The 12,579-nt window shown below is 63.9% G+C and carries 14 protein-coding genes; 11 read left to right on the top strand and 3 right to left on the bottom strand.

Features of this window, described 5'->3' with window-relative positions:
• Positions 1–29 precede the first annotated feature (29 nt).
• From ccmC to CS1GBM3_RS14255, 3 genes are read left to right on the top strand one after another with little or no spacing between them, the layout of a single operon-like run.
• The gene (gene ccmC, locus CS1GBM3_RS14265) at positions 30–782 is read left to right on the top strand and encodes a heme ABC transporter permease CcmC (RefSeq protein ID WP_072397524.1); all 753 of its coding nucleotides are present in this window, start codon (positions 30–32) and stop codon (positions 780–782) included.
• 4 nt (positions 783–786) lie between these two features.
• Positions 787–972 carry a heme exporter protein CcmD gene (gene ccmD / locus CS1GBM3_RS14260; RefSeq protein WP_072396103.1) on the top strand — a complete coding sequence of 62 codons (186 nt, stop codon included), beginning with the start codon at positions 787–789 and terminating at the stop codon, positions 970–972.
• Entirely contained in the window at positions 969–1,589 is a 621-nt protein-coding gene (locus tag CS1GBM3_RS14255) for a DsbE family thiol:disulfide interchange protein (protein WP_072396101.1), read from the top strand. The genes ccmD and CS1GBM3_RS14255 overlap by 4 nt, the downstream gene beginning before the upstream one ends.
• A 7-nt stretch (positions 1,590–1,596) precedes the next feature.
• Here the strand turns inward: CS1GBM3_RS14255 and CS1GBM3_RS14250 are convergent, their stop codons facing one another.
• Entirely contained in the window at positions 1,597–2,235 is a 639-nt protein-coding gene (locus CS1GBM3_RS14250) for a carbonic anhydrase (protein WP_072396099.1), read from the bottom strand.
• A 289-nt stretch (positions 2,236–2,524) separates the two neighbouring features.
• On the opposite strand from CS1GBM3_RS14250, the gene CS1GBM3_RS14245 reads away from it, so the two are divergent.
• Positions 2,525–4,060: a SulP family inorganic anion transporter gene (locus tag CS1GBM3_RS14245; protein WP_072396097.1), complete on the top strand. Its 1,536-nt coding sequence runs from the start codon at positions 2,525–2,527 to the stop codon at positions 4,058–4,060.
• A gap of 52 nt (positions 4,061–4,112) precedes the next feature.
• On the opposite strand, the gene nhaA is transcribed toward CS1GBM3_RS14245, so the two are convergent.
• On the bottom strand, positions 4,113–5,327 hold the full coding sequence (gene nhaA / locus CS1GBM3_RS14240; protein WP_072396095.1) for a Na+/H+ antiporter NhaA: 1,215 nt from the start codon (positions 5,325–5,327) through the stop codon (positions 4,113–4,115).
• 61 nt (positions 5,328–5,388) lie between these two features.
• A complete protein-coding gene (locus CS1GBM3_RS14235; protein WP_072396093.1) occupies positions 5,389–6,225 on the bottom strand; it encodes a bifunctional hydroxymethylpyrimidine kinase/phosphomethylpyrimidine kinase in 837 nt (278 codons plus the stop codon).
• Positions 6,226–6,387: 162 nt separating this feature from the next.
• Between CS1GBM3_RS14235 and CS1GBM3_RS14230 the strand changes: the two genes are divergently transcribed.
• From CS1GBM3_RS14230 to CS1GBM3_RS14200, 7 genes are all read left to right on the top strand, one after another.
• Entirely contained in the window at positions 6,388–7,278 is an 891-nt protein-coding gene (locus tag CS1GBM3_RS14230) for an HpcH/HpaI aldolase/citrate lyase family protein (protein ID WP_072396091.1), read from the top strand.
• Between the two features lie 119 nt (positions 7,279–7,397).
• Complete coding sequence (locus tag CS1GBM3_RS14225; protein WP_072396089.1) at positions 7,398–8,450, top strand: MaoC family dehydratase; 1,053 nt, start codon at positions 7,398–7,400, stop codon at positions 8,448–8,450.
• A 152-nt stretch (positions 8,451–8,602) separates the two neighbouring features.
• Positions 8,603–9,028, top strand: coding sequence for a succinate dehydrogenase, cytochrome b556 subunit (gene sdhC / locus CS1GBM3_RS14220; RefSeq protein ID WP_072396087.1), 426 nt, complete (start codon positions 8,603–8,605; stop codon positions 9,026–9,028).
• The gene (sdhD, locus tag CS1GBM3_RS14215) at positions 9,025–9,405 is read left to right on the top strand and encodes a succinate dehydrogenase, hydrophobic membrane anchor protein (protein WP_072396085.1); all 381 of its coding nucleotides are present in this window, start codon (positions 9,025–9,027) and stop codon (positions 9,403–9,405) included. Before sdhC ends, sdhD begins: the two co-directional genes overlap by 4 nt.
• A 7-nt stretch (positions 9,406–9,412) precedes the next feature.
• Complete coding sequence (sdhA, locus tag CS1GBM3_RS14210) at positions 9,413–11,257, top strand: succinate dehydrogenase flavoprotein subunit (protein WP_072396083.1); 1,845 nt, start codon at positions 9,413–9,415, stop codon at positions 11,255–11,257.
• Between the two features lie 143 nt (positions 11,258–11,400).
• Complete coding sequence (locus tag CS1GBM3_RS14205; protein ID WP_072396081.1) at positions 11,401–11,859, top strand: DoxX family protein; 459 nt, start codon at positions 11,401–11,403, stop codon at positions 11,857–11,859.
• Positions 11,860–11,975: 116 nt separating this feature from the next.
• Positions 11,976–12,575: a hypothetical protein gene (locus CS1GBM3_RS14200; RefSeq protein WP_072396080.1), complete on the top strand. Its 600-nt coding sequence runs from the start codon at positions 11,976–11,978 to the stop codon at positions 12,573–12,575.
• Positions 12,576–12,579 lie beyond the last annotated feature (4 nt).

Below are 12,579 nucleotides of genomic sequence, written 5' to 3'. Positions count from 1 at the left end.
CTTTGGGTTAAGCGCTTTAGATGAAGCCCATGCAAACTCTGACCCAGCGCCTTGCCAATCCGACCCGTTTCATGGAGCTCTCGCGTGCCATCCTCCCCTGGGTGGCGGGCGCGGCCGCTTTGCTGATCGCGTACGCGATGTACCTCGTGTTCTTCGTGGCGCCGCCCGACTACCAGCAGGGCGAGACGGTCAAGATCATGTACATCCACGTGCCGTCGGCGTGGCTCGCCATGATGGGCTACGCGATCGTCGCCATGTCGAGTTTTGGCCTGCTCGTGTTCCGGCATCCGCTGGCCGATGTGTCCGCTAAAGCGGCGGCGCCGATCGGGGCTGCTTTCACGCTCGCCGCGCTTATCACCGGCTCGCTGTGGGGCAAGCCGATGTGGGGCACCTACTGGGTGTGGGACGCGCGGCTCACATCCGTGCTGCTATTGTTCTTTCTCTACCTCGGGCTGATCGCGCTTCGCTCCTCGCTCGAGGATGAATCGCTGGCGGGTAAACTGACGGCGGTGCTGGCGCTGGTGGGCGTCGCCATTTTGCCGGTGATCAAGTTCTCGGTCGACTGGTGGAACACGCTGCACCAGCCGTCCACCGGCTTCACATCGAGCGTCGATCCGTCGATGCGCACGCCGCTGCTCATTTCGGCGCTCGGCTTCACGCTCTTGTTCATCGCGCTGCATCTCAAGGCTATGCAGAACGAGATCCTGAGGCGGCGGGTTAAGACGCTGCGACTCGCCGAGATCGAGCGCGGCGAGCGGGCATTCTCGGCGCAGGCGGAGTAGGATCATGGATCTCGGACCGCACGCGGCGTTCATCTGGGCGTCCTATGGCGCCTTCGTCGTGATCGTCGGCCTGCTCATCGGCTGGACGCTCTTCGACGGCAGGCGGCAGGCCAACGCGCTTGCCGACGCGGATCGGCGCGGGCTCAGGCGCCGCTCGGCCCAATCCTCAGGCGATCGGGACAAGGCATGACGGAAGGGCCTCGTTCCGAAAGTCCAGAAGCGCAAGCAGCCCCGGGGCGTCGGCGCCGCGGCTGGGTGCTCGCCCCACTCATCATCTTCGGAATCATTGCGGCGCTGTTCGCGTTCGCGTTGACCTCGGGCGATCCTTCGAAGCTGCCGTCCGCACTGATCGGCCGGCCGGCGCCCAAGACGGAGTTTCCGCCGCTCGAAGGGCTGCTCGAGAGCGGGCAGCCGGTGGCCGGTTTCTCGGCGGCCGACCTCGCGAAAGGCGAGGTCTCGATCGTGAACTTCTGGGCGTCGTGGTGTGTGCCGTGCATCGAGGAGCACCCGCTGCTCATCGCGCTTCGCGAGCGCACCGGGGTGGCGATCTACGGTGTGAACTACAAGGACCAGGCCGAGGCGGGGCGGCGCTTTCTCGGGCGCTACGGCAATCCGTTCACCGCCGTCGGCACCGACCGCAACGGGCGCAACGCAATCGAATGGGGCGTCTACGGCATGCCAGAGACGTTCGTGATCAACGGGCGGGGCGAGATCGCCTACAAGCACGTCGGGCCGATCTCAAAGCAGAGCCTCGAGACGCAGCTCGTGCCTGCGATCGCGGCCGCACAGGCTGCTGCGCAGAAATAACAAACCTTCAGAGCGGGAAGAACTCTCCGCGCGAGTGGTTCAGCACGCTCAACGTGCCCGTCGCGATCTCGAAATAGGCGCCGTGCAGCGACAGGCGGCCCTTGTCCTCCTCCTGCTTCACGAACGGGAACGTGCGCAGATTCTTGATCGACGTCTTAATGCCTTCCATCTCCAGCATTTTTTGCTTCTGGGCCTGGGCGGCCATCTGACTGGACGCCAGCACGGTCAGGCGCGCCTCGTCGAGGATCGACATCCATTTCGAGATGAACTGAGCTTCCGTCTGGATCGCGGCACTCTGGTCCAGCGCCGCTTTGACGCCACCGCAACCTGAGTGGCCCATGATGATCAAGTGCTTGATGCGCAGATTGAGGACCGCGAACTCGATTGCGGCGCTGACGCCGTGGAACTTGCCACCCGTCTCGAACGGCGGCACCAAGTTTGCCACATTGCGGAAAACGAACAGCTCGCCCGGCATGGCCGTGAAGATCGTTTCCGGATCGACGCGACTGTCGCAGCAGGAGATGATCATCACCTGCGGATCCTGGCCGTGGGTGGCCAGATCCTCGTAATGATCGGCGTTGGGAACGAAATGACGATGCTTGAAGCGGCGGAAGCGGTCGGACAGTTTCTCGGGGAAGCTCGACATTCTGGTTTGCCCCAGTGGAAAAGGGTTCTTATGGACCGGCGGCTCGCGTGGTCATTGCAGTGATTTCTACCTCAAGAGCGGGCCTGCGCGAGTAAGCAATCGTCGCACCCGCCCGAACGGGTGGGCCCCAACTCACCTGATGCGGAACGATGCCCATCCGGCAGCTTACTTCCGGTTGCGGCAGATTGCGGCACCCGCTATCGTCCGCCGGTTCCGGGTCTGCATGGCCCGAAATCAAAGGCTTTTCAACGGGGCGCGCCGGCCGGATAAAGGGTCGGCGCGATGGGGAATGACCGCGGAGACATCGACGTCCACTTTCAGCAAGGATCTGCTCGCCTCCGTTGTCGTCTTTCTCGTGGCCCTGCCGTTGTGCATGGGTATCGCCATCGCATCGGGCATGCCGCCGACCGCGGGCATCATCACGGGTATTATCGGCGGCATCATCGTCGGCTTCATTGCCGGCTCGCCACTGCAGGTGAGCGGACCTGCGGCGGGCCTCAGTGTGCTCGTATTGCAGTTCGTGCAGGCCAACGGCGTCGAGATGCTCAGCGTGGTCGTGCTGTTCGCCGGCCTTTTGCAGGTCGGCGCCGGCGTCCTCAAGCTTGGGCAGTGGTTCCGCGCCGTGTCACCAGCAGTGATTCACGGCATGCTCGCAGGCATCGGGGTGCTTATCCTGGTCGCGCAGTTCCATGTCATGTTCGATAACGAGCCGGTCGGGACCGGCATCCAGAACCTGCTCGGCATGCCCGGCACGTTTTGGGACGCGATCCAGTCCGACGACCATCGGCTCAAGGCCGGCGCGATCGGCCTGCTCACGATCGTCGCAATTGCCGGATGGTCGTACGCACCCAAGTCCTGGCGCCTCATGCCGGCGCCACTGGTCGGCGTGATCGTCGCCATGCTGGCGGCGGGAGTGCTCGGACTTTCCGATATCCACTACGTCGAGGTGCCGAGCAACATCTGGTCGACGGTCGTGTTCCCGACACCCGAGAACCTGATGCGCATCATCGAGGCGCCGATCTTCATCGGAGCTGTCTCGATTGCCTTCATTGCCAGCGCCGAGACGCTTCTGTGCGCGACTGCCGTCGACCAAATGCACAGCGGAGAGCGGACCAAGTACGACAAGGAGCTTTCTGCGCAAGGTGTCGGCAATACCCTCTGCGGCCTCCTGGGCGCGCTACCTATGACGGGCGTCATCGTGCGCTCGGGAGCCAACGTGGAGGCGGGTGGCGTGACACGCGCTTCCGCAATCTTACATGGTGTGTGGCTCCTGATCTTCGCAAGCGCGCTGCCGTGGACACTGGGCTACATTCCGGTCTCTGCGCTCGCCGCCGTTCTCGTCTACACCGGCTACAAGCTCGCGTATCCCAAGGTCGTGCCGACGCTGCAAAAGTTCGGCACGAGCGAGGTTGCGATCTACTTCATCACGATCGTCACGATCGTCGCCACGAACTTGCTCGCGGGTGTTGTGGTCGGCCTCGTGTTATCGCTCTTGAAGTTGCTCTATGCCTTCTCGCATCTGGAAGTGCAGAAGACCGAGGATGCGAGCAGCAACCGCGTGGATCTGCGCCTCAAAGGCGCGGCGACGCTCATTCGCCTTCCCATGCTCGCGAGTGAGCTCGAGCGGCTGAAGCCGAACACGCATGTTCACGTGCACATCGACGACCTCGACTACATCGACCATGCCTGTATCGACTTGCTGTCGAACTGGGATCGCCAGCACAGGACGACCGGCGGCTCGCTCGAGATCGAGTGGGACGGGCTCACCGAGAAGTACAAGAAGCGCAGCGGGCTCAGGGTCCGCGCCGAGGCGACGGGGCGATAAGGCGAGATCGGCTAAGGCCCGACAGACGCCTGGGCCCGGATCCCCGATCCAGCTAGCTGACCCGGCCGATGGGGAGTGGCGGACGCTTCGCGAAGCGCAGGATGGCGTAACCGGCCAGTGCCGAGCAAAGCGATCCAGCCAAAACGCCGATGCGGATATCGGCCGCGTGCTCAGGCTCGGGGAACGCCAGCATGCCGATGAACAAGCTCATCGTGAAGCCGATGCCAGCCAGGATAGCGACTCCGAAGAGCTGTATGCGCGAGCTGCCCTCCGGCCGGCTGCCGACGCCGAGCGCTATGGCTGTCGTCGTGAAGCCGTAGACGCCGATCGCCTTGCCGGCAAAAAGGCCGAGCGCGATGCCAAACGGAATGGCGCTCAGCAGGCTTTCCGGCGTGAACCCCGCCAGCGAGACGCCGGCGTTGGCGAAGGCGAAGGCCGGGAGCACACCGAAGGTGACCCAGGGGTGCAGCCCGTCCTGCAGCTTGACCGCCAGCGTATCCGACTGATCGCCATTGCCGTTGGAAACCGGAAGCAATGGAACTGCGAAAGCCGTGATAACACCGGCCAGGGTTGCATGCACGCCGGACTGCAGCACGCAAAGCCATACGAACGCACCCATCAAGACGTAAGCCGCCGTGCTCGTCACTCTGCGCCGGTTCAGAACGATGAGCCCGACGATGCCGACCGCGGCCAGCGCTAGCGCCGCCAGCGACAAATTCGTCGTGTAGAAGATCGCGATAATCAAGATGGCGCCGAGGTCATCGATGATTGCGAGGGCCAGCAGGAAGATCTTAAGCGACGAGGGGATGCGCGGCCCGAGCAGCGCCAGCACGCCAATCGCAAAGGCGATGTCGGTGGCAGTGGGAATCGCCCATCCCCTCAGCGCATAAGCGTCGCCCCAGTTGAGCCATGTATAGATGACGGCCGGTACGGCCATTCCGCCCGCGGCACCGATCACCGGGAGGGCCGCCTGGCGGATCGAGGACAGCTCCCCTTCAACCAGCTCGCGCTTGATCTCGAGCCCGACGTAGAAAAAGAAGACAACCATCAAGCCGTCGTTGATCCAATGCAACAGGTTCCTGTCGAGGCCCCACTCGCCGACGCGCACCGAGACGTGTGTATCGAGAAGCGCACCGTAGAGGTGCGCGGCACCGGAGTTGGCGAGGATCAGTGCAGCGACGGCCGCAATCAGAAGAATGACACCGCCCGACGCCTCGTGATGCTGGATGAAGTGCATCGCGTCGCGCAGTTTCTTCCGTCTCGCCATCTCGGATCGCCCCCCACTTGAATCTACCGGTAATTGGATTTGCGATACCGGGATGACGGGGTCAATCAAAACCGGTCTCGAGGTCGGCCATGCCGATCGGGTTCGTCGGTTCCCAAACACTGGCTTTGCTCAACGCCAGCTCGTCGGCGCCGTAGCTGGCATCGACGGCGCGCCGGACGCGGACGACGGCTTCCGCGGCAGCTTGTCGCGTCGGCCTGCCGCTTAGAAGCTCCGAGACGAACACTGCAGTGAGCAGATCGCCGGTGCCGTGCGGGGCATTCGCCATGAGGGGTACGGTGCAGTACGCGGCTTCATTTGGCTCCACCAACACGTTGGCGAGCCGGTTCTCCGGCATGGGGATCGAGCTTGCCAGCACCACCGGCGGCGGGAGCGACCGCGCGGCCGCCACGATGTCCGACATCGTCTCTACGGGGTGGCCGGAGAGGAACGCCAGCTCGAACCGGTTCGGCTTCATGTGTGTGGCGAGCGGCATCAGCCGGTCGCGCACCGCCTTGGCCGCCTCGGCCGGTACATAGAGCCCGCCTGGATGATCGCCGAGCACGGGGTCGCAGACGATCAGCGCGTCGGGACGATGCACGAGCAGTCGCTTCACCAGCGTTTCGACGAGGTGCACGTGATCGGCGCTCGGCAGATAGCCCGTCTGTACGGCGTCGACACCCTCCAACCAGCCGTTGCTGTCCAGCATGTCGATCATGGACGAGAGGGTTTCGGCCGGGATAGCGCTGCCCGAGGCACGCGGATGGCCAAGATGGTTCGACAACACGATGGTGGGAAGCGCGATCGTCTCATGGCCGTGGCGACCGAGCGCCGGCATGATCGCACGCAATCCCACGGTGCCGCGTGCCACGAACGAGGAGACTGCGAGGACGGTGGCCATGTTTGCCCTTGGTCGAATTTTCGTCGGCGCGGAGGCTGCCGCATAATCCGATCGCCGCATAGCCAATAGTCAGCTTGGTCGTGGGCTGACTTTGCGCTATTTGATTTTGCAGTGCAGCAAACCCTGCGCCCCGCCGCCCCGCCGAAGATCAAGAGGCCCAAGATGGCTCCCATTCGTCCTCGTCGCAGCGTGCTCTATATGCCTGGTGCCAATGAGCGGGCGCTCGAGAAGGCGCGGTCGCTCCCGGCCGATGCGGTGATCCTCGATCTCGAGGACTCGGTCGCGCCGGACGCGAAGGTGGAGGCGCGCAACAAGGTCGTCGAGGCGGTGCGCGAAGGCGGCTATGGACGTCGCGAGGTGGTGATCCGCCCCAATGCACTCGAGACGGCGTGGGGGACGGCCGACATCCTGGCTGCGGCTGCGGCTGCGCCGGACGCCATCCTGGTGCCCAAGGTCCAGCATCCGGGCGACATCATCAGCGCGGCCAAAATCCTGAAATCGGTCAACGCGCCGGAGCGGACCAAGCTGTGGGCGATGATGGAAACCCCCCAGTCCATTCTGCACGCTGCCGATATCGCCGCCGTCGGTGCCGACCCCGAGAACAGGCTCGTCTGCCTGGTCATGGGTACCAACGATCTGCTCAAGGAGAGCCGGGCGAGGGCGCTGAACGACCGCTTTGCCGTGGTGCCGTGGCTGGCGCTTACCGTGGTTGCGGCACGCGGCTATGGGCTCGACATCATCGATGGCGTGTACAACGATTTCAAGGACGAGGCGGGCTTTCGCAAGGAATGCGAGCATGGGCGCACGCTCGGCATGGACGGCAAGACGCTGATCCACCCCTCTCAGGTGGCGCCCTGCAACGAGATCTTCTCGCCGTCCGATGCCGAGGTCGACTGGTCCAAGAAGATCATCCGCGCTTTCGACGAGCCCGGGAACTCGAACAAGGGCGTCATCACGGTGGACGGCAAGATGGTCGAGCGGCTGCATCTCGAGCAGGCCAAGAGGACCGTCGCCATCGCCAACTCGGTTAAGGAAATCGAGGACTGGTTCTAAGGCTGCGACGCCTTTGCGCGTTCGGATGGGCCCAAAGGGCGCGAAATCGCGCACTCGCTTCAAGCGGCCAAAAATGCCATAGGACGGCCCGGACCTGAATTTCGAGACCGAGACGAGCGATGACCAAGACCAACCCGGGCAACTTTTTCGAGGATTACCGCGTCGGGCAGATCCTGAACCATGCCACGCCGCGCACGCTGACCGAGGGCGACGTTGCCCTCTACATGAGCCTTTATGGTCCGCGCTTCGCCGTACAATCCTCCGACGAGTTCGCCCGTGCCATCGGATATCCGCGCTCGCCCGTCGACGACCTGTTGCTGTTCCACGTCGTGTTCGGCAAGACCGTGCCCGACGTCTCGCTCAATGCCATCGCCAACCTCGGCTACGCGGGCGGGCGCTTCCTGAAGCCGGCTTTCCCGGGCGACACCCTTTCCACCGTCTCCGAGGTCATCGGTCTCAAGGAGAATTCCAACCGCGAGACCGGCACCGTCTACGTGCGCTCGACGGGCCGGAACCAGGACGGCGACGTGGTGCTCGAGTACACCCGCTGGGTCATGGTGCGCAAACGCGACAAGGCTTCACCAGCGCCGGAGGCCGTGGTGCCCGATCTTCCCGATCGCGTCGATCCCAAGGACATCGGCGCTGCCGTGCCGCCGCTCAACATCTCGGCTTACGATTACGCCCAAGCCGGTGCGCCCTACAAATGGGGCGACTACGAGGTCGGCGAGAAGATCGACCATGTGGACGGCATGACGCTCGAAGAGGCCGAGCACCAGATCGCGACGCGCCTGTACCAGAACACGGCGAAGGTGCACTTCAACCAGCACACCGAATCCAAGGGCCGCTTCGGCAAGCGCATCGTCTACGGTGGCGTCACGATCTCGCTCGCGCGTGCGCTTTCGTTCAACGGACTGAACAACGCCTTCCATATCGCGGCCATCAACGGCGGCCGGCACGTCGCGCCGCTGTTCGCAGGCGACACGGTGTATGCCTGGTCGGAGATCTTGGAGAAGGCCGAACTGCCGGGACGCAGCGATGTGGGCGCACTGCGCACGCGCCTCGTCGCGGTCAAGAACCAGGATGCGAGCAGCTTCCCGTTCAAAGCCGACGGCGGCGGCTACGCGGACGGCGTGATCCTCGATCTCGACATCTGGGTGGTGCTGCCGCGCTAACGCGGCCGCTATCCCGAGTTTGGAAATCATGATTGCCGTGCGGCGCGCGACGGCAACGCCGCAACTATTTGGCGAATTGCCCCGCATGTGGGCGCGCGCTAAAAGGCGAAAGGGCCTCGTGGTGGCCGGGACATCCAGGGATTCAGGACCAAATGGCTGAGGCCAATGCGAAGCGGGGTTCGCAGGCGGCACGTCCGCTCTCACCGCACCTGCAGATCTACAGGCCCGAAGTGAACATGGTGATGTCGATCCTGCATCGCCTCACCGGCGCCGCGCTTTATTTCGGCACCTTGATCGTGGTGTGGGTTCTGGTGGCCGCTGCGAGCGGGCAGGAGTATTTCGACTATGCCACGGGGCTGCTCGGAACCTGGCCGGGCTTGATCATCCTGTTCGGCTATACGTGGGCCTTGCTCAATCATCTCTTCGGCGGCATCCGCCATTTCATCTGGGACTTCGGATACGGCTACGACATCGAGATGATCGATCTCCTGTCGTGGGCCACGGCGGCCGCCGCCGGTGCGCTCACCATTTTGATCTGGGGCTATATCCTGTTCTCGGGCGGAGGCGCAGACCTATGACGATGCGCACGCCACTCAAGGAAGTGCGCCGGCTCGGTTCGGCGAAGGAAGGCGCGGACCATTTCTGGCTGCAACGCATGACGGCGGCGGCGAACCTGCTCCTCGTCATCTTCGCGATCGGGCTTGTGATCTGCCTCGTCGGTGCGGACTACCAGACGGTCAAGAGCACGCTCGGGCATCCGCTGGTGGCGCTGCCGCTCCTCCTCTTCCTCGCCTCAGCCGCCATTCACATGCGCATCGGCATGCAGGTCATCATCGAGGACTACGTGCACGGGGAGGCGGCCAAGATCGTGCTCCTGATGCTCAACACCTTCTTCGCCATAGCCGTCGCGGCGGCTGGTGGTCTTTCTCTCCTCAAGCTCTCGTTCGGAGGCTAACGCCCAGATGGCAGCCAAAACCAACGGGAAAGGGCCGGTCTCCGCTCCGGCCATCAAAGGACAGGCTTATCCGACCCACGATCATACCTACGACGTCGTGGTCGTTGGCGCGGGCGGCGCAGGTCTGCGCGCGACGCTTGGCGCCGCGGAAGCGGGCCTCAAGACAGCGTGCATCACGAAGGTGTTTCCGACGCGCTCGCACACGGTCGCGGCGCAGGGCGGCGTCGCGGCATCGCTCGGAAACATGGGGCCGGACAACTGGCGCTGGCACATGTACGACACCGTCAAGGGCTCGGACTGGCTCGGCGACCAGGACGCCATCGAGTATCTCTGCCGGCACGCGCCGGATGCGGTCTATGAGCTCGAGCACTACGGCGTGCCGTTCTCGCGCACGGAAGACGGCAAGATCTATCAGCGTCCGTTCGGCGGCATGACGACGGAGTTCGGCTCAGGCCCGCCCGCGCAGCGCACGTGCGCTGCCGCCGACCGTACCGGGCACGCGATGCTGCACACGCTTTACGGCCAGTCGCTGCGCTATTCGGCGGAATTTTTCGTCGAGTACTTTGCGCTCGACCTTCTGATGGACGAAGAGGGAGCCTGCCGCGGCGTGATCGCGCTCTCGATGGAAGACGGCACCATCCATCGCTTCCGTGCCAAGCGCACGATCCTCGCGACCGGCGGCTACGGGCGTACGTACTTCTCGTGTACGTCAGCCCACACGTGCACGGGTGACGGCAACGCCATGGTGCTGCGCGCCGGGCTGCCGCTGCAGGACATGGAATTCGTACAGTTCCACCCGACCGGCATCTACGGCGCAGGCGTGCTGATCACCGAAGGCGCGCGCGGCGAAGGCGGCTATCTCACCAACAGCGAGGGCGAGCGCTTCATGGAGCGCTACGCGCCACACGCCAAGGATCTCGCCTCGCGCGATGTCGTCTCGCGCTCGATGACGATCGAGATCCGCGAGGGGCGCGGCGTCGGCCCCGACAAGGACCACATCTACCTTCACCTCGATCACCTTGATCCCAAGATCCTGCACGAGCGACTGCCCGGCATCACGGAGAGCGCGAAAGTTTTCGCGGGCGTGGATCTGAGGCGCCAGCCAATCCCGGTGCTGCCGACGGTCCATTACAATATGGGCGGCATCCCGACGAACTATCACGGCGAGGTGCTGACGTTGAAGGGCGGCAATCCAGATCATGTCGTGCCCGGCCTCATGGCCATCGGCGAAGCGGCGTGCGTCTCGGTGCACGGCGCCAACAGGCTCGGCTCGAACTCGCTCATCGACCTCGTCGTTTTCGGGCGCGCGGCGGCGCTACGCTGCACCTCATCGATCGAGAAGGGCGGCGCGCAGCCAGATTTTGCGAAGAACGCCACAGAGGCGGCTCTCTCACGCCTCGACCGCTACCGCTATGCCAACGGCAGCGAGCCGACGGCGGCGCTTCGGCTGCGCATGCAGAAGGTCATGCAGGCCAACTGCGCCGTGTTCCGCGATGGGCCGGTGCTCGACGAGGGCGTAAAGAAGATCACGGAGATCTGGAGGGCGACGCAAGACATCAAGGTCACCGACCGGTCGTTGATCTGGAACTCCGATCTCGTCGAGACGCTCGAGTACGACAACCTGATAGCGCAGGCGGCCGTCACCGTGACCGGCGCCGCCAACCGCAAGGAAAGCCGCGGGGCGCATGCGCGCGAGGACTATCCGAACCGCGACGACGTCAACTGGATGAAGCACACGCTGGCATTTGCCGACTACGGCACGCAGTCCGTGACGCTCGACTTCAGGCCCGTGCACACTCACACGCTGACCAATGAGATCAAGTACATCGAGCCCAAGGCTCGCGTTTACTAGCACTCATTCCAAGCGCAGGAAGCTGCCACTGTGAAAGGACAAGCATAGGCGCTCGCCGCTTTCGGCGGCATATGTTGACTGGAAAGGTCTTGAATATAAGCTGGCCGCACCGATGCTGATAATAGTCAATGGGGAGCGCACCGATGTCGAACGATCCGATCCGTCCTTCAAACCAGCTCATCATTCCCGGCCTGGGGCCTGTTTATGGGAGCCTCGGTGAGTTCGCAGAAACGCTGCTTCGCGTCGTCGCCGGCCTCGCGCTGGTGACGCACGGCTTTCCCAAGATCATGAACCCGCTTGGCCCGGTGGGGCTGGTAGAGACTATCGGATTCTTTCCCGGTCCCGCCGCGTTCTGGGCCGTCCTGCTCTCGATGACCGAGTTCTTCGGCGGTATTCTGATCGCCATCGGCTTGCTCACGCGCCCGGCCGCTTTCGGTGCAATGTTCGTGCTGCTGGTCACGGTCTATTTTCACTGGATCCTGAAGAGCGAGGGGTATGCCGGGGCTGAAAAGTCGATTCTCTGGGCGACCATCATGTTCTATTTCGTGATCCGCGGTGCCAACAGCCAATCGGTCGACGCGCGCCTCGGAAAGACATTCTGAGCACGGGTGCGAGCACCGTCGGACCGGGGCTTCTTAGCGCTGGCACGCCTCTGCGCTTGGGTGTAGGAGCAGGGGATCAGCCGCGTTAATCCGGCCGACGGGAGGACATTCGCGCCTTGGCGGGAAAGAAAAATCCGGCAGAGTCTCCCGAAGCCGATACGCGGATCGCGCCCGATCCGTTCGCGGCCGTGCTGCCGGCTATCGCAGCACTCGGCACCATCTCCTCGATCGCGACCATCAACTGGGCGGCGCGCGAGCGCAGCGGAGACCGCTTGCGGCCCAAGCGCAAGGCGGTTACGGCGCTGCGCGAGCTTGAGACGTGCTGCCTGCATCTCGTCGAGATCTTCCGTCGCTTCCAGCGCAATCCCAAACTGTTCACCGGCGAAGGCGCGCAGGGCTCCTCGCCGCTGAAATTCGGCGTGCACGGACCGCGCGTCGGGCCGGATGCCTCCAAGCTCTACCAGCAGGCGATCAACGACGTGGCGTCGATGCTGGTGCTTGCCTCGCAGAGCGCCTTCGAGGTCATGTGCGCCATCGAGGACGGCACGGTGGACGCGCCGGAGGAGATCTTCTTCGGCTTCGGCGAGTGCCAGGATCTGCTCAACAAGCTGATCCAGAACCGCGCAACGCTCAAGGCGTCGGTCGATACCGGCGCAGAAGTTGCCGAGCGATTGGCCTCGCTCGTGCGCGAGCTCAAGAAGTACCGCACGGACTGAGCGT

Origin of the sequence: Hyphomicrobium sp. CS1GBMeth3 (assembly GCF_900117455.1) — a bacterium.
Taxonomy (GTDB): domain Bacteria; phylum Pseudomonadota; class Alphaproteobacteria; order Rhizobiales; family Hyphomicrobiaceae; genus Hyphomicrobium_C.
Note: the sequence above shows the minus strand (reverse complement) of the source record. Positions and strands in the feature narration are given on the sequence as shown.